Annotated in this window: 14 protein-coding genes and 1 rRNA gene; 8 read left to right on the forward strand and 7 right to left on the reverse strand. The window is 70.6% G+C overall.

The window, feature by feature from the left end; genetic code table 11:
• Window positions 1–92, forward strand: a 5S ribosomal RNA gene (gene rrf / locus ACFWU9_RS25550); the annotation flags it as partial.
• 125 nt (window positions 93–217) lie between these two features.
• On the opposite strand, the gene ACFWU9_RS25555 is transcribed toward rrf, so the two are convergent.
• Genes ACFWU9_RS25555 through ACFWU9_RS25575 form a run of 5 tightly spaced genes read right to left on the reverse strand, consistent with a single transcriptional unit; the run spans window position 218 to window position 5,741 of the window.
• Window positions 218–1,528: a DUF58 domain-containing protein gene (locus ACFWU9_RS25555; RefSeq protein WP_384322261.1), complete on the reverse strand. Its 1,311-nt coding sequence runs from the start codon at window positions 1,526–1,528 to the stop codon at window positions 218–220.
• 11 nt (window positions 1,529–1,539) lie between these two features.
• A complete protein-coding gene (locus tag ACFWU9_RS25560) occupies window positions 1,540–2,523 on the reverse strand; it encodes an AAA family ATPase (protein WP_384322263.1) in 984 nt (327 codons plus the stop codon).
• Complete coding sequence (locus ACFWU9_RS25565; protein WP_384322265.1) at window positions 2,520–3,746, reverse strand: DUF4350 domain-containing protein; 1,227 nt, start codon at window positions 3,744–3,746, stop codon at window positions 2,520–2,522. Before ACFWU9_RS25565 ends, ACFWU9_RS25560 begins: the two co-directional genes overlap by 4 nt.
• 50 nt (window positions 3,747–3,796) lie before the next feature.
• Window positions 3,797–4,486: a DUF4129 domain-containing protein gene (locus tag ACFWU9_RS25570; RefSeq protein ID WP_384322267.1), complete on the reverse strand. Its 690-nt coding sequence runs from the start codon at window positions 4,484–4,486 to the stop codon at window positions 3,797–3,799.
• A gap of 4 nt (window positions 4,487–4,490) precedes the next feature.
• Complete coding sequence (locus tag ACFWU9_RS25575) at window positions 4,491–5,741, reverse strand: hypothetical protein (RefSeq protein WP_384322269.1); 1,251 nt, start codon at window positions 5,739–5,741, stop codon at window positions 4,491–4,493.
• A gap of 183 nt (window positions 5,742–5,924) precedes the next feature.
• On the opposite strand from ACFWU9_RS25575, the gene mtnA reads away from it, so the two are divergent.
• The 7 genes from mtnA to ACFWU9_RS25610 all read left to right on the forward strand — a co-directional run bounded on the left by mtnA (window position 5,925) and on the right by ACFWU9_RS25610 (window position 14,737).
• The gene (mtnA, locus tag ACFWU9_RS25580) at window positions 5,925–7,073 is read left to right on the forward strand and encodes an S-methyl-5-thioribose-1-phosphate isomerase (protein WP_384322270.1); all 1,149 of its coding nucleotides are present in this window, start codon (window positions 5,925–5,927) and stop codon (window positions 7,071–7,073) included.
• A 232-nt stretch (window positions 7,074–7,305) separates the two neighbouring features.
• Entirely contained in the window at window positions 7,306–7,983 is a 678-nt protein-coding gene (gene mtrA / locus ACFWU9_RS25585; protein ID WP_005486885.1) for a two-component system response regulator MtrA, read from the forward strand.
• A 1-nt stretch (window position 7,984) separates the two neighbouring features.
• Entirely contained in the window at window positions 7,985–10,069 is a 2,085-nt protein-coding gene (mtrB, locus tag ACFWU9_RS25590) for an MtrAB system histidine kinase MtrB (protein WP_384322272.1), read from the forward strand.
• Window positions 10,059–11,909: an LpqB family beta-propeller domain-containing protein gene (locus ACFWU9_RS25595; RefSeq protein ID WP_384322274.1), complete on the forward strand. Its 1,851-nt coding sequence runs from the start codon at window positions 10,059–10,061 to the stop codon at window positions 11,907–11,909. Before mtrB ends, ACFWU9_RS25595 begins: the two co-directional genes overlap by 11 nt.
• Window positions 11,910–12,059: 150 nt before the next feature.
• Complete coding sequence (locus ACFWU9_RS25600) at window positions 12,060–12,782, forward strand: ComF family protein (RefSeq protein WP_384322276.1); 723 nt, start codon at window positions 12,060–12,062, stop codon at window positions 12,780–12,782.
• 315 nt (window positions 12,783–13,097) lie between these two features.
• The gene (gene hpf, locus ACFWU9_RS25605) at window positions 13,098–13,787 is read left to right on the forward strand and encodes a ribosome hibernation-promoting factor, HPF/YfiA family (RefSeq protein WP_384322278.1); all 690 of its coding nucleotides are present in this window, start codon (window positions 13,098–13,100) and stop codon (window positions 13,785–13,787) included.
• 188 nt (window positions 13,788–13,975) lie between these two features.
• Window positions 13,976–14,737 (forward strand): response regulator, encoded by a 762-nt coding sequence (locus tag ACFWU9_RS25610; protein WP_384322280.1) that lies wholly within the window; start codon window positions 13,976–13,978, stop codon window positions 14,735–14,737.
• On the opposite strand, the gene ACFWU9_RS25615 is transcribed toward ACFWU9_RS25610, so the two are convergent.
• Together ACFWU9_RS25615 and ACFWU9_RS25620 are read right to left on the reverse strand one after the other, a co-directional pair.
• Window positions 14,730–15,920, reverse strand: coding sequence for a winged helix-turn-helix domain-containing protein (locus ACFWU9_RS25615; protein WP_384322282.1), 1,191 nt, complete (start codon window positions 15,918–15,920; stop codon window positions 14,730–14,732). The two genes, ACFWU9_RS25610 and ACFWU9_RS25615, sit on opposite strands and share 8 nt — an antisense overlap.
• 69 nt (window positions 15,921–15,989) lie before the next feature.
• The gene (locus ACFWU9_RS25620) at window positions 15,990–16,595 is read right to left on the reverse strand and encodes a GNAT family N-acetyltransferase (protein WP_384322286.1); all 606 of its coding nucleotides are present in this window, start codon (window positions 16,593–16,595) and stop codon (window positions 15,990–15,992) included.
• Between the last annotated feature and the right edge of the window lie 136 nt (window positions 16,596–16,731).

The following is a 16,731-nucleotide window of genomic DNA, read 5'->3' on the forward strand; positions in this document are numbered from 1 at the left end:
CGCCCGGTTACATTCCGAACCCGGAAGCTAAGCCTTTCAGCGCCGATGGTACTGCAGGGGGGACCCTGTGGGAGAGTAGGACGCCGCCGAACAATTTTTGTGGGGATGCCCCGCACCTTCAGGTGCGGGGCATTTTCGCGTTCACGACCCTTTTCTCAGGCCCCCTTACGCCTTACGACGGGCGGGGGAATAGGCCTCCCACGGTGGGCTTCTCTCTTTACAGACGTCCCGCAGCCTTCAGCGCCAGATAGGCGTCCGCCAGTGCCGGCGCCAGTGCGTCGGGTACCGCGTCCACGACCGTGACGCCGTAGCGCTGGAGCTTCTCCGACGTACGGCGTCGCTGGGATTGGGCCTGGGAGCCCGCCGCGGCCTCGTACACCGCGTCCACCGAACCGCGTGCCGTGCTCATGGCCTTCGCGTGCGGGTCGGCCACCGAGGCGACCACCACCGTGTGGCGCTGAGTGAGTTGAGGGAGGACCGGCAATAGTCCCTCCTCCACCGGAGCCGTCTCAAGGCTGGTCAGCAGCACGATGAGGGAACGGCGCGGTGCACTCTTCAGGACCGTGGCCGCCAGGCCCCGTGCGTCCGTCTCCACGAGCTCGGGCTCCAGTGTGGAGAGCGCGTTCACCATCGCTGGCAGCACGTCGCTCGCCGAGCGGCCTCGGACCTGGGTCCGTGTCCGGCGGTCGTACGCCAGGAGGTCGATCCGGTCGCCGGCACGGGTGGCGAGTGCGGTGAGGAGCAGGGTGGCGTCCATCGCGGCGTCGAGGCGCGGGACATCGCCCACACGGCCGGCCGAGGTGCGGCCCGTGTCGAGGACGACGAGGATGTGGCGGTCACGCTCGGGCCGCCAGGTACGAATCGCCACCGCGGACAGACGGGCGGTGGCGCGCCAGTCGATGGACCGGGTGTCGTCTCCCGGTACGTACGGGCGCAGGCTGTCGAACTCGGTGCCCTCGCCGCGGGTGAGCACGCTTGTCCGGCCGTCGAGTTCGCGTAGACGGGCGAGTCTGGACGGCAGGTGCTTGCGGCTGGTGAAGGGCGGCAGGACGCGGACCGTCCACGGGACATCGTGATTGCCCTGGCGAGCGGCCAGCCCGAGCGGGCCGAAGGAACGGACGGTCACTCGTTCCGTGTGCCTGTCGCCGCGGCGGGTGGGGCGGAGAAGGGTGGAGAGGCGTCGGCGCTCACCGGCCGGAACGGTCAACTCATGGCGGGAGGCGGCCTGTTCGGTGCCCGTCGGCCAGCTGCTCGGCGGCCAGGCGTCGCGGATATGGGCCCGCAGGGTACGGCGTGCGGGGTTGACGACCGTGAGCTGGACCTCGGCACTTTCGCCGAGTCGAACTGACGTATCACCACTTCGAGTGAACTGGAGCGTTCGCACTGGCGCGGCCAGGTAGTAGTCGCACAGAATTGCGAGTGAGAGGGGCGCGTTGACCGCCAGCATCCCGGCCCAACTGGGCGCGAGGATGCCGACGGGGAGCGAGCCCAGGGCGGCGAGGAATGCCGCCCGTCCGGTGAGGGCCACGGTTCATCGCCTCATCGGGGTACGGGGACATGGGCGAGGATCGCGGTGATGACGGAGTCGGCTGTGACTCCCTCCATCTCCGCCTCGGGGCGGAGTTGGACGCGATGACGCAGGGTGGGTAGTGCCAGAGCCTTCACATCGTCGGGCGTGACGTAGTCGCGGCCGGTGAGCCAGGCCCAGGCACGGGCGGTGGAGAGCAGAGCGGTGGCGCCTCGCGGGGAGACGCCGAGGGAGAACGAGGGGGAGTCACGAGTGGCACGGCAGATATCGACGACGTAGCCCGCTATCTCCGGGGAGACGGACGTCTTGGCGACGGCGGCGCGTGCCGCTTCGAGGTCGGCAGGGCCGGCGACGGGACGGACGCCCGCAGCCTGGAGGTCGCGTGGGTTGAAGCCGTCCGCGTGTCGGGTCAGGACGCTGATCTCGTCGTCGCGTGACGGGAGGGGGACGGTCAGCTTCAGCAGAAAACGGTCGAGCTGTGCTTCCGGGAGGGGATAGGTGCCCTCGTACTCGACCGGGTTCTGTGTGGCGGCTACCAGGAAGGGATCGGGGAGCGGCCGAGGCGTTCCGTCGATCGTGACCTGGCGCTCCTCCATCGCTTCGAGCAGTGACGACTGGGTCTTCGGCGGGGTGCGGTTGATCTCGTCGGCGAGCAGCAGATTGGTGAAGACCGGGCCGGGCTGGAAGGAGAACTCTGCCGTCCGTGAGTCATAGACGAGAGAGCCCGTGACATCGCTCGGCATCAGATCGGGGGTGAACTGGACTCGCTTGGTGTCGAGTTCGAGAGAGGCGGCGAGGGCCCGTACCAGGAGGGTCTTGGCGACGCCGGGGACTCCTTCGAGGAGGACATGGCCCCGGCAGAGCAGGGCGACGACGAGTCCGGTCACGGCGGGATCCTGGCCGACCACGGCCTTCGCGATCTCGGTGCGCAGGGCCTCCAGGGAGGCGCGGGCGCTGTCCGAGTTCTCAGCGGTCACGGGGGTCGGGGCACTCATGAGGTGCGTACCTCTCTTTCGAGGGCGTCGAGTTGGTCCGTCAGGCGGATGAGCGCTGCGTCGTCGGTCGGCGCCGGGCCGAAGAGCAGCGTGCGGAGGTCCCGCGAGTCGTCGGGGAGTTGCGCGGAGACGGCGGGGACGAGGGACTCCGGGGTGTGGGTCTCGGACGGGGGGACACCGAGGAGGGAAGCGAGGCGGGTGCGGGTCTCCGCACGGAGGACCGAGGCGGCGCGGTCGCGGGCGTTGGCCTTGCGGTAGAGACGGGCTCGGCCCTCGGTGGCTTCGGAGGCGCGGATGGCGACAGGGAGCCGTTCGGCCACGACGGGGCCCAGGCGGCGGGAGCGCCAGATGGCGGCGAGTACGGCGGCGAGGGCGAGTTGGAGGGTGCCCCAGTGCCAGCCGGAGGGGATCAGGTCGAGGAAGCTTGACTCGTTGCCTCCTCCGTCCTGGCCCTCCTCGCCGCCGGTGCTGTCGCCACTGCCGTCCCCATTGCCGATGCCGCTGCCGGATTCGGTGGCGGAGGGATCACTGAGAGAGGGGAGGTACCAGACGGTATGAGGCCGGGAGCCGAGGAGTTGAAGGGCCAGCGAGGCGTTGCCCTGTTTGGCGAGGCGCTCGTTGTAGAGAAGGTTGGGGGAGCCGAGCAGGACGGTGTCGCCGCCGGCCGTGGTGTCGACCCGGATAAGGGACGGCCGTCCGTCGGCCGGGTAGCAGGCGTCGCTGTTGGGCGAGTCGGTGGAGTAGCGCCATCCACCGATGTCGACGGCCCCCGCCTCGCGGGCGGCGGGCAGGGAGCAGCGGGGGTCACGTGCGGTCACCGGTGTCTCGGTGGTCGCGGTGACGCCCGGAGCGAGGAAGCCGACGGAGGGCGGCCCCGGCGACAGGAGGACGGTGCGGCCGCCGGAGAGCTCCGTGGCGGTCTGCAGGGTGCGCTGCTGGTGGAGGGTCAGCAGGTTGGGAGAGGTGACGACCAGGGTGGTGTCCGGGCCGGTCCCCGCGGTGGCTTCGGCGAGTGTGGTGACGACGCGGGTGGAGACGTCGCGGTCCTTGAGCAGTTCGGCGATGGCGCGGCTGCCCAGCGGGTCGGCGGAACGGGGGTCGAGGCGGCCGTGCTGGTCGCCGGAGCGTACGGCTGCCAGGGCGATCCCGGCCACGAGCAGGATGGCGAGTGCGCCCAGCAGCCCGCGGACGCGCTTCCAGACCTGCTGGGCGCTGGGCGACATGGAGGTCGGGCTGGTCGTGGGCCGAGGTGGGGCGGCTGTCCCGGTGCCGGTCATCCGAAGGCTCCCGGGGTGGCGCCGCTCAGTTGGGGTTTGCTGCTCTCGAGAGCGAGGTCCAGTTCGCGCAGGCGCTGGTATGTCTGGCGATCCGCTGTGCGTCCGCCGTATGTGACGTCGTCGAAGGCTCTGGCGGCCGCGCGCAGAGCGGTCGCGTGCTCGGGGAGTGAACGGCCGGCGTCGGCCGCGGCCTCGTCGGCGGTGCGGCCGGGGCGTGGGTCGAGGATCGTGCGTTCTTCGAGGGAGCGGACGACGGCGCGCATCCGTTCCTGGACGGCTTGGTTCCAGCGTTCGGCCGCGGCGTGTGCCTCTGCGTCGGCGCGGTGTTCGGCGGCGCCGCGCGGGCCGGAGTCGAAGAGCGCGTCCGTGGGAAGGGCGGTGCGCCGGGGAGTGCCGAGCCGCCACCAGAGGGCGGCGATCAGTGCCGCGACGAGCGCCGCGATCACGGCAAGGCCGATCGGGCTGGTGACGCCGGAGCCGGCGACGGAGTTGAAGAGGTCGCCGATCCACTCCCAGAAGCGGTCCATCGCGCGCTGGAGGAGATTCGGGTCGTTCTCGTGGTACATCGGCTTGGACAGCTCGTTCTCCGCGGCTTCACGAGCGGGGACACGCGGGGTGTCCACCGGTATGTCGTCGCTCGTGCGTGCCGTCAGCCATGCCGTTGCCGAACCCCCCGTGCCGAACACCGCATCAGCCCCTGGGGGCGTCGTTGCCAGGCCGCTCGGAGCCGTAGCCCGGTACGCCGGCGGCGCGTGCGAGTTCGAGGTCCAGGGCTTCTCGCCGGATGCGCTGGTCCACGTAGAGGAGCACGGAGACACCCGCGGAGATCGGCAGGGTGATGGAGGTGCTGATCACGGTGCCGATACCGGTGATGATCAGGAACGGCCAGCCGAAGTCCGGACCTGTCTCGGAGAACAGTCCGCTGACGCCGTCGCCGTCCACCGCCATGGCGATGAGGCTGAAGGGCACGGCGATGATCATGGAGACCACGAAGGTCAGCAGCATCGTCAGCAGCAGGATGCCGAAGATCCGCCACCAAGTGCCCTTCACCAGCTTGGCGGAGCGGCGCATGGACGCCACGATTCCCTGCCGTTCGAGCATCAGGGCGGGCGAGGCGAGGCTGAAGCTGACCATCAGCCAGATCACGACCACTGCGGCGGCGAGTCCGCCGAGCATCGTCAGCGCGACTCCGGCTCCGGAGCCGACGAGCAGTCCGGGCAGGATACCGACGGTCACGATGGCGGCGCCCAGGACGGGCAACAGCAGTGTCAGACCGAGCAGTTGGACGAGCCGGGGCCGGGCCTCGGTCCAGGCGTCGGACAGGGTGACGCCCCGGCCGAGCACGGAGCGGCTGATGACGACGGTCAGCACGGCCGTGGTGAAGAGGGTGCCGATGATGGTGATGAACAGCGACGGTGCCAGTGCCAGGAGGCTGGACTGCATCGCGTCGACAGCCTGGTTCAGGGCTTCCGTCGGGCTCGCGTCCGGGTCGATGTCCACCGGCTCCGGCAGGAGATAGCGCTGGACGAGTATGTCGCCGATCTGCGAGATCACCGCGACGACGATGGTGACACCCAGGACGGTGCGCCAGTGCGCGCGCAGCGTGGACACGGCGCCGTCGAGGATCTCCCCCACGCCCAGGGGGCGCAGCGGGATGACGCCGGGCTTGGCCGCGAGGGGCGGCTGTCCCCAGCCGGGGTGGCGTCCGCCGCCGGGGCCCGGGCCGCCCCAGCCCGACGCGGCCCTGGATTGCGGGGGTACGGGGCCCGGCGCGCTGGGCGCGGACCACTGGCCGGGCGGCGGCTGGGTCTTCGACCACTTCGAGGGGGAGTCCGATGGCGTGCCGGAGCCGTCGACGGGCTCGGCGGGGCGGGGCACGCTCGCGTCCTGTCCGTCGGACGGGGCAGATCCGGGCGAGGCCCAGCCCGGAGTGTCGTTCACGGTCGTCCACCTCGTGGATTGGTTACGGAGGCAGGCTCTGGGAGCCTGCGCATCAACGGTGCCTGTCTGCGAAGCAGAGCGGGAGGCTGGCAGCCATCGTGCCACGCGTGGCCCGCTGGTGGGCGGGGTGCTCCATCTCCTTCTCGCCTTCATAGTCCGAGCGGTACCGGGCAGACTGGGCGGATGACTGATCAGTACGCACCATCGCCGCTCGCTGCCGAGCCGTCCATGTCTCCGGCGCTGCGCTGGGACGAGCTGCCCGAGGGGCCCGTCCTGGTCCTCCTCGACCAGACGAGGCTGCCGGTCGAGGAGGCCGAGCTCGTCTGTACGGACGTGCCCGCGCTGGTCCAGGCGATCAGGACGCTCGCCGTGCGTGGGGCGCCGCTCCTGGGCATCGCCGGGGCCTACGGTGTCGCTCTGGCCGCCGCCCGTGGATATGACGTGGACGAGGCGTCGGCGCTGCTGGAGAGTGCGCGGCCCACCGCCGTGAACCTCGGGTACGGGGTACGCCGGGCGCTGGAGACGCACCGAGCGGCGATGGCCGGGGGAGCCGATCAGGAGCAGGCGGCAGCGGCCACGCTGGCGGAGGCGAGGGTGCTGCACCGGCAGGACGCGCTGGCCAGCGCCCGAATGGCGGCATCGGGGCTGGCTCTCCTCGACGAGTTGCTGCCGGGGGGAAGTCACCGGATCCTGACCCACTGCAACACGGGGGCGCTGGTGTCGGGCGGCGAGGGCACCGCGTTCGCCGTGGCGCTGTCGGCGCACCGGGCGGGGCGGCTCAGGCGGCTGTGGGTCGACGAGACGCGTCCGCTGCTCCAGGGTGCGCGGCTGACGGCGTACGAGGCGGCCCGCAACGAGATGGCGTACACGCTGCTCGCGGACAACGCCGCCGGTTCGCTGTTCGCGGCGGGCGAGGTGGACGCCGTGCTCATCGGGGCGGACCGGATCGCCGCCGACGGCTCGGTGGCGAACAAGGTGGGCAGCTATCCGCTCGCGGTGCAGGCGAAGTACCACCATGTGCCGTTCATCGTGGTCGCGCCGACCACGACGCTGGACCTGGGGACTGCGGACGGCGCGGCGATCGAGGTGGAGCAGCGGCCGGGGCAGGAGGTCACCGAGCTCACGGCTCCGCAGGCGGCCGGGGCCGGGGTCGAGCCGGGTGGTGGGATGCCCATCGCGCCACTGGGGACGCAGGCGTACAACCCGGCTTTCGATGTGACGCCTCCGGAGCTGGTGACGGCGCTGGTCACCGAGTACGGGGCGCTGTCGCCGGTGACCCGGGACGGGATCGCGGAGCTGTGCGCCCAGGCGCGACAGGAGGCGGGGGCCTGAGGGGGCAGGTGCGCGAGGGGTGGGGGAGAGGCGCTGTCGGGGTGGGCCGCGCGGGCGGCTCGCTATGGTTCCTGTCGGAGAAGGTCAACGAGACAGGGCCTGACATCTGTGGTTGACATCGACAGCAGCGAGCCGTGACGGTCCATGAAGGACATTCGTCCACGTCGTCCCAGGTCAGTGAGCTGGATCACGCAAGTCTACGCAACGGAAACGAAAATGGGATGATGTCGATATGAAGGGACGCGTCCTTGTCGTCGATGACGACACCGCACTGGCCGAGATGCTCGGCATCGTGCTGCGAGGTGAAGGGTTCGAGCCGTCGTTCGTAGCGGACGGCGACAAGGCTCTCGCCGCTTTCCGTGAGGCCAAGCCGGATCTGGTGCTGCTGGATCTGATGCTTCCCGGCCGGGACGGTATCGAGGTGTGCCGGCTCATCAGGGCCGAGTCCGGTGTGCCGATCGTCATGCTCACGGCCAAGAGCGACACGGTCGATGTGGTGGTGGGGCTCGAATCGGGCGCCGACGACTACATCGTCAAGCCGTTCAAGCCCAAGGAGCTCGTCGCCAGGATCAGGGCGCGGCTGCGCAGGTCCGAGGAGCCGGCGCCGGAGCAGTTGGCCATCGGCGATCTGGTCATCGACGTGGCCGGTCACTCGGTGAAGCGCGAGGGGCAGTCCATCGCCCTGACGCCGCTGGAGTTCGACCTGCTCGTCGCGCTGGCCCGGAAGCCGTGGCAGGTCTTCACCCGTGAGGTCCTCCTGGAGCAGGTGTGGGGCTACCGGCACGCGGCCGACACCCGCCTGGTCAATGTGCATGTGCAGCGGCTCCGCTCCAAGGTCGAGAAGGACCCGGAGCGCCCGGAGATCGTCGTGACCGTACGCGGTGTCGGCTACAAGGCCGGACCGAGCTGAGATGTCCAGCGGCAGTGCTGCCCCGAAGCCCGGGGAGCCGGGAGTGCGTGCGGGGCGGACTGCCGACCGGGGTCGTCTGGCCTCACGTCTCGGCAGGCTCCGCCGCCGTGGCCGGCTGCTTCAGGACGGGGCGGCGGGAAGTCCCGTGCTGCGCCTCGTCGTGCGCTGGCTCAGGCGTCCGGTGCTGCCCGCCGTGCGGCTGTGGCGGCGGAACATCCAGCTCAGGGTGGTCACCACCACCCTGCTGATGTCGCTGGGGGTCGTGCTGCTGCTCGGTTTCGTCGTGATCGGCCAGGTCCGCAACGGTCTGCTCGACGCCAAGGAGAAAGCGGCCCAGAGCCAGGCCGCCGGTGGTTTCACCGTCGCCAAGGAGAAGGCCGACGCGCCCGTCGAGCCCGGTGGCCAGGAGGGCGGCGCGGGCGACGGCAGGTCGAGCCGTAACTCCGTCAACTGGCGCTCCGATCTGGTCGTACAGCTGGCCAGCGGCGGACAGAGCGCGTTCAACGTGGTGGCGCTGAGCGCGGACGCGAACGGCGCGGGCTCCAGCAGCCGCTTCCCGCGCGCGTCGGGCGGTGTGGACCACATCGCGAGCGTTCCGGCGGATCTGCGGTCGGACGTCGCCAAGGGCACGGGGACGTTCCAGACGTACACCCTGATCCAGTACACGGACGGCCGAGAGCCCGAGTCCGGGCTGGTGATCGGCAAGCGGCTGACGGATGTCGACGGCAATTCCTACGAGCTGTACTACCTGTTCCCGCTGACCCAGGAGGAACAGTCGCTCAATCTGGTCAAGGGGACGCTCGCCACCGCGGGGCTGTTCGTCGTCGTACTGCTCGGGGCCATCGCCTGGCTCGTCGTACGGCAGGTCGTGACGCCCGTACGGATGGCGGCGGGGATCGCCGAGCGGCTCTCCACGGGCCGCCTCCAGGAACGTATGAAGGTCACCGGTGAGGACGACATCGCCCGTCTCGGCGAGGCCTTCAACAAGATGGCCCAGAATCTTCAGCTCAAGATCCAGCAGCTGGAGGAGCTCTCCAGGATGCAGCGCCGTTTCGTGTCGGACGTCTCGCACGAGCTGCGTACCCCGCTGACCACGGTCCGGATGGCCGCGGACGTGATCCACGAGGCCCGGGTCGACTTCGACCCCGTCACCGCGCGCTCGGCGGAGCTGCTCGGCGACCAGCTCGACCGTTTCGAGTCACTGCTCTCGGACCTGCTGGAGATCAGCCGGTTCGACGCGGGCGCGGCGGCGCTGGAGGCCGAGCCGATAGACCTGCGGGTGGTCGTACGCCGTGTGATCGGCGGAGCCGAACCGCTCGCCGAGCGCAAGGGCACCCGGATCCGTGTCATCGGCGACGAGCAGCCGGTCGTCGCCGAGGCCGATGCCCGGCGGGTGGAGCGGGTGCTGCGCAATCTGGTTGTCAACGCCGTTGAGCACGGTGAGGGGCGGGACGTGGTGGTGCGGATGGCGGTGGCGGGCGGGGCCGTCGCCGTGGCCGTACGGGACTACGGGGTGGGTCTCAAGCCCGGCGAGGCGACCCGGGTCTTCAACCGGTTCTGGCGGGCGGACCCGGCGCGGGCCCGTACCACCGGCGGTACGGGGCTCGGTCTGTCGATCGCCGTCGAGGACGCGCGCCTGCACGGCGGCTGGCTCCAGGCGTGGGGCGAGCCGGGCGGCGGTTCGCAGTTCCGGCTGACGCTGCCGCGCACCGCCGACGAGCCGCTGCGGGGCTCGCCCATACCGCTGGAGCCCGAGGACTCGCGGCGCGGCCGGGAGCGTTCCGCCTTCGACTCCAAGGAGAGCGGGGCCCACCGGTTGGCGAGTGTGCCTGCCCAGTCGGCGACGGCGTCCTCGCTTCCGGTGCCGTCCCGGGCTCCCGTACCGCCTCCGGCCGCGGTGGTGGACCCGACGGCGCTGCCCGGCAACGGTGCCCGGGTGGTGCCGCGTGCGGCCGATCCCACGGAACGCGATCCGGACGCGTCGGCGTCCCCGTCATCGCCGTCGGGGACCACATCGTCATCTGCCCCCGCGGGCGCGTCCGCGGCGCAGGCACCTCAGCGGGAGGACACAACTCGTGGGCGTTGACCGCCTTCGTCGCGGCCGCAGGCGTTCGGTGCGGCTTCCTCTCGTGTTCGGGTGCGGTGCCGCACTGCTGGCCGGCTGTGCCTCGATCCCCAACAGCGGGGACGTCGAGCCGGTCAAGGCGTCCCCGCGCGGTGACTCCCAGGTGCGGGTGTATCCCGTCGCTCCCGCCGAGGGCGCGGATCCGAACGAGATCGTCGACGGTTTCCTGGAGGCGATGACGAGCGACGACCCCGACTTCGCCGTGGCCAGGAAGTATCTGACGAAGCAGGCGTCGCAGAGCTGGCAGCCGGCGAACCGTACGACGGTGCTGGCGGCCGCCCCCGACCCCGCCGACCCCCAGGGCCCGTCCGGTCCCGACGGCCCCGGCCTCACCTACCCGCTGTACGGCGAGCAGATCGCCGCGGTCGACGCCGGGCACGCCTACCAGCCGGTGGCGCCGGAGCCGTTCAACGGCTCGATCCATCTCGTCCAGGAGAACGTCCTGGAGGGCAAGGAATGGCGCATCGACGACCTCCCGCAGGGGCTGGTGCTCGGTGAGTCGGACTTCCAGCGCAACTACCGTGCGGTGAACAAGTACTACTTCGCCGCCGGGCAGGGCTGGCTCGTCGCCGACCCCGTCTACATCCGGCAGCGGATAGACCCGGTGACGCGGATGGACCCGGTCACCCAGGCCGTGAAGGTGCTTCTCGAAGGGCCCACGGACTGGATGCGGCCGGTGGTCGACTCGCCCTTCCCGACCGGCACGGAGCTGAAGCGGGGCACCCGGACACTGGAGTTCGACGACCGGAACGCCCTGAAGGTCCCGCTCAACTCGAAGGTCGACAACGTCGGGCGTGAGCAGTGCCGCAAGATGGCGGCGCAACTGCTCTTCACCCTCCGCGACTTGACGTCCACCCGGGGCGAACGGGTCGAGCTGCTGCGGCAGGACGGCTCTTCGCTCTGCACGCTGAGCGGCGACCAGGCCGAGGAGTTCGCCGCCGACCGTACGTCGGGCGGCGCGGACAGCCCGTACTTCATCGACGCCAAGGGCCGCCTCGCGCAACTGTCGGCGAGCAGCAAGGAGCCGATCGACCCGCCGCGGGTGCGCGGTCCGTTCGGCGACGGCACGATGCCGTTGGGCCAGGTCGCGGTGGCGCGGGACGAGAAGCACGCGGCGGGCGTCTCCCAGGACGCCAAGTCCATGTACGTCGGGTCCATCATCTCGGCGGGCGAGGTGGGCGACGCCCTCGTCGTCAGCAAGGCCGCGAAGAAGGAGGACCGGCTGTCGGCCCCGAGTTGGGACGGCAACGGCGATCTGTGGATAGCGGACCGGGACCCCGGCCAGCCCCGGCTGCTGCGCCTCGCGGACGGCGCGGACGCGCCGCGCGAGGTCACGGTGGAGGGGCTCGGTGACGCGCGTATCGAGGCGCTGCGGGTCTCCGCCGACGGTGTACGGGTGGCGCTGCTCCTCTCCGAGGACGGACGTACGACCCTCCAGATCGGCCGGGTGGAGCGTCGTGGGCCCGCCACGCAGCAGACGGTGACCGTGACGGAGCTGAAGGCCGTTGCGCCCCGTATGGAGACGGTGACCGCCGTGTCGTGGGCCGGGCCCAGCAGGCTCGTCGTGGTCGGCAAGGAGGCCGGCGGGGTGCAGCAGGTGAGCTATGTGCAGACGGACGGCTCGACGTCGGCCGCGGGTGTGCTGCCGGGGCTGAATCAGGTCACTGGGATCGCCGCCGCCGACGACGAACAGCAGCCGCTGGTCGCGGACTCGGACGACGCGGGCATCGTGCGGCTGCCGACCGGCGCGAACTGGCAGACGATGGTGAAAGAGGGCTCGTCACCGGTCTATCCGGGCTAGCGACACGCCTGGCCGCCCCCCTGTCGCACCCTGCGCGGAGCCCTGGCCGGCGGGTCGGGTGCGGCTCCTGTGAGGGCATGGTGGCCGGATCTCGAAACGGGTTATCCACAGGGGTGGCCGCAGGTCCGAGACCTTGGCACAGTGGGTGACATGCGCGGGTGGTGGCGAGAAATCACCGGGCTGGTCCTTCCGGTCGCCTGCGGCGGCTGCGGGAGTCCCAGGACGCCGCTGTGCGACGCGTGCGGGAGGGCGTTGTACGGGATGTGGCCCTGCCGGGTGCGGCCGGCTCCCGAGCCCGTGGGGCTGCCGGTGGTGCACGCCGCCGCGCCGTACGAGGACGCGGTGCGGGCCGTGCTGCTGGCGCACAAGGAGCGGGGCACCCTCGGACTGGCGGCGCCCCTGGGCCGGGCACTGGCCGGGGCGATCGAGGCCGCCGTGCCGCCGGGCACCGGTGTCGGGCCGCTGATGCTGGTGCCGGTCCCGTCGACGAAACGGGCCGTCGGTGCCCGGGGCCATGACGCGGCGCGCCGAATCGCGCTGGCGGCGGCAGGGGAACTGCGGAGTTCCGGCCGCTCGGCCCGGGTGCTCCCGGTGCTGCGGCAGCGGCGCGCGGTGGCCGACCAATCGGGCCTGGGCGCCCGTCAGAGGCTCGCCAATCTGTCCGGGGCTCTGGAGGTCGCCGTCGGGGGCGCGGGGCTCCTGGGGGGCGGCAGAGTCGTGCTGGTGGACGATCTCATGACAACCGGCGCCTCGCTTGTGGAGGCTTCGCGTGCGGTGCATGCCGCGACGAGATCGGGGAACTCGCTCTTCGCACAGGTGAGCGCGGCTGTGGTCGCCGCACCGCCGCTCTCTTTCGAAATAAACCGGAACTGATCACAAGTTTGCTTCGTTGCAGGTGGTGAGGGTCGTAAAACACCGGAACGGACGTACGCGCGGGTAGCGGGTGCCGATACCCGTCCAAGAGAGCTATGTTCGGTTGTGAGGAAAGGCGAAAGCCGTACTCACCGATATGCAGCGGCGTGTTGGAGCGTTTTCCAGAACCTCTGAGACAGAGGGAATGGGGATCTTGCCCACGGGGGAGGAGGAGGTGAAAGTCACCAAGTCCGAGGCCTCGATGACCATCGGGGTCGGGTGCAAGAGGGAGTAGTTCCGCAACGCGGCGGAGCGAATCCGGGAACGGAGTTCTGCGTGGACATCGTCGTCAAGGGCCGCAAGACAGAGGTACCCGAGCGGTTCCGCAAGCACGTGGCCGAGAAGCTGAAGCTGGAGAAGATCCAGAAGCTCGACGGCAAGGTGATCAGCCTCGACGTCGAGGTGTCCAAGGAGCACAACCCGCGTCAGGCGGACCGTTGCGACCGGGTGGAGATCACGCTCCACTCCCGCGGTCCCGTCATCAGGGCGGAAGCCGCCGCCGCCGACCCGTACGCAGCGCTCGACCTGGCCACAGGCAAGCTGGAGGCGCGGCTGCGCAGGCAGCACGAGAAGCGTCACAACCGCCGTGGCAACGGCAGGCTTTCGGCCGCGGAGGTCGCCGACGTCGTTCCTGGGGTCGCCCAGTTGAACGGTGTGGGTCCGGCCCCCGTGAACGAGTCGCCGAACGGCGTACGCACCACCAGGATGGGCTCGCTCGAGGTGCAGGGCGAAGGACCGCTGGTGGTCCGCGAGAAGACGCACACCGCGGCCCTGATGACCCTCGACCAGGCTCTCTACGAGATGGAGTTGGTCGGTCATGACTTCTATCTGTTCGTGGACTCCGAGACCAAGGAGCCGAGTGTCGTCTACCGGCGGCACGCCTACGACTACGGCGTGATCCATCTGCGGACCGACCAGTTGGCCGAGTCCGAGGCGGCGGGCGCGGGCGGCGCGCTCGGCGGCTGAGAGAGACGATCCCTCGGCGGTGCCCCCGCGGTCCTGATCCGGCCGTGGGGGCGCCCCGTGCGACCACTGGATCACCGCTCTGTCGGCCGGGCATGAAATCATGGCCACGCACGCCAACAGCCTGTCCCTGACCTGGGGTTGGTGTAGCTCGCATGTACTTCGGCCCATGGCCTTCAGGGGGAGGAACGATGGCGGACAGCTTCGGGCCGGTGCACCACGCCCACGGTGCCGGCGGTAAGACCGGCGGTGCCGGACCGGGCGGCGGTGCGGACCCGGACGACCCCGGCAAGGAGCCGATCAGGGTCCTGGTCGTGGACGACCACGCCCTCTTCCGCCGGGGGCTGGAGATCGTCCTCGCCCAGGAGGAGGACATCCAGGTGGTGGGAGAGGCCGGGGACGGCGCGGAGGCCGTCGACAAGGCCGCCGACCTGCTTCCCGACATCGTGCTGATGGACGTCCGGATGCCCAAGCGCGGTGGCATCGAGGCCTGTACCTCCATCAAGGAGGTGGCCCCCAGTGCCAAGATCATCATGTTGACGATCAGCGACGAGGAGGCCGACCTCTACGACGCGATCAAGGCGGGCGCCACCGGCTATCTCCTCAAGGAGATTTCGACGGACGAGGTGGCCACCGCTATTCGCGCCGTCGCCGACGGGCAGTCACAGATCAGCCCTTCGATGGCTTCCAAGCTGCTGACCGAGTTCAAGTCGATGATTCAGCGCACCGACGAGCGCAGACTCGTCCCCGCGCCGAGGCTCACCGAGCGGGAGCTCGAAGTCCTCAAGCTGGTTGCCACCGGAATGAACAACCGTGATATCGCCAAGGAGTTGTTCATCTCCGAGAACACGGTGAAGAACCATGTCCGCAACATCCTGGAGAAGTTGCAGTTGCACTCCCGGATGGAGGCCGTGGTCTACGCGATGCGGGAGAAGATCCTCGAAATCAGATGACGGCCCTCGTCAGCGCCGCCGCCAGATCGGGGCGGTCGACGCGCTCGATCCGTACGGAGTCGCAGCCCACCCACTCGGCGGCCTCCCGCAGCGCCCGTGCCATGGGCTCGACGGCCGCGGGGGTGTCCAGCGAGACCTGCCGGGCGACGAGCGTGCTGCCCTCACGGGCCGGGTCGACACGGCCGAGCAGCTTCCCGCCCGAGAGCAGCGGCATCGCGAAGTATCCGTGGATCCGCTTCGGCTTGGGGACGTAGGCCTCCAGACGGTGCGTGAAGCCGAAGATCCGCTCGGTGCGGGCCCGCTCCCAGACGAGTGAGTCGAACGGTGAGAGCAGAGTCGTACGGTGCCGCCCGCGCGGGACGCTCGCCAGCGCCTCCGGGTCGGCCCAGGCGGGCTTCGCCCAGCCCTCGACCGTCACCGGGACGAGCCCCGAGTCCGCGATCACCGCGTCGACCTGCTCACCCTTGATGCGGTGGTAGTCACCGATGTCCGAGCGGGTGCCCACGCCGAGTGAGCGGCCCGCGAGCCGTACGAGCCGGCGAAGGCACTCGGTGTCATCCAGATCGTCGTGCAGCACCTCGTCCGGAACGGCCCGCTCCGCGAGGTCGTAGACCCGCTTCCAGCCCCGGCGCTCGGTGCAGACCACCTCGCCGTGCATCAGCGCCCGCTCGACCGCGACCTTCGCCTCGGACCAGTCCCACCACTCCCCGCCGTTCTTCGCGCCGCCCAGTTCGGTCGCCGTGAGGGGGCCCTCGGCACGCAGTTGCTTGATCACCGCGTCGTACGCCCCGTCCGACAGCTCGTGGTGCCAGTGCGGACGGGCGCGGTAGGCGCGGCGCCGGAACGCGAAATGCGGCCATTCCTCGATCGGGAGGAGGCAGGCGGCATGCGACCAGTACTCGAAGGCGTGCGGGCGGGGCGGGTCACCGGCGGTGGCCGCCGGGGTCCAGTACGCCTCCTCGACCTTTTTACGGCCCACGGCACCCAGCCGCGCGTACGGAATCAGCTCGTGCGAGCGCGCGAGCACCGAGATCGTGTCCAGCTGGACGGCCCCGAGATGGCGCAGCACACCCCGCACGCCGCCGCGACGGTCGGGCGCGCCGAGGAACCCCTGGGCGCGCAGTGCCAGACGGCGGGCCTCGTCGGCGGACAGCTCGGCGGCGGGAGTCGGCGCAGTGGTCATGCCCCGAACGATAGACGGCGGCACTGACAGCCGGCCGGGGACAGCCGGCCGGGCCCCGAGGCTCCCCGGCTAGGGGCGGGAGGGCAGGTACGGGTGTCTGGACGGCAGACCGAGGTCGGAGGGCAGGAGCGAGCCGATCCAGGCGTCACGCGTCGTCTCCTTCATGAGGAGGGCGGCGCGCAGAGTGCCCTCCAGCACGAAACCGGCCTTCAGCGCGACCGCGCGAGAACCCTCGTTGCCGGCCTCGGCGCGCCACTCGACGCGTTCGGCGCCCAGATCCGTGAAGATCCAGCGGACCAGTGCGCGCAGGGCCTCGGTGGTGTAGCCGCGGCCGCGGTGCTCCCTGACCGTCCAGAAGCCGACCTCCCACACACCGGTCTGGCTGTGGGCGTTGACCGAGGCCAGGAGCGGGCCGCCGCCGACCGGCTCGACGGCGAAGACGAAGTTGGTCCCGGCCCGGAGCATCTCCGGCACCATCCGCTCGATGAAGTCCACGGCGTGCTGTCTTTCGTACGGAGAGGGGATCGTCGTCCAGCGCTGGATGTCGGGGTCCTGGCAGGCCGCGTACACCGCGTCGATGTCGCCCGGGCCCAGGGGACGCAGCCGCAGACGCTCGGTGATCAGGGAGATGGCCGAGGTGTCCGGCGAGACGGAATCTGGGATGACTGGCTCCATGGAGGGATTCTGGTGAGCGGGGTTCCCCGGCGCGAGCGCTTTTCGTACCTCACCGGCACCTTCCACGCCCCCCGCGCGTTCTCAGGGCGGGTGAACAGGAGGCCGGCGTCACGTGGACCTCCCGAGGCGGCCGGGT

The sequence above is a fragment of the Streptomyces sp. NPDC058653 genome (assembly GCF_042716895.1).
In the GTDB taxonomy this organism is placed as follows: Bacteria; Actinomycetota; Actinomycetes; order Streptomycetales; family Streptomycetaceae; genus Streptomyces.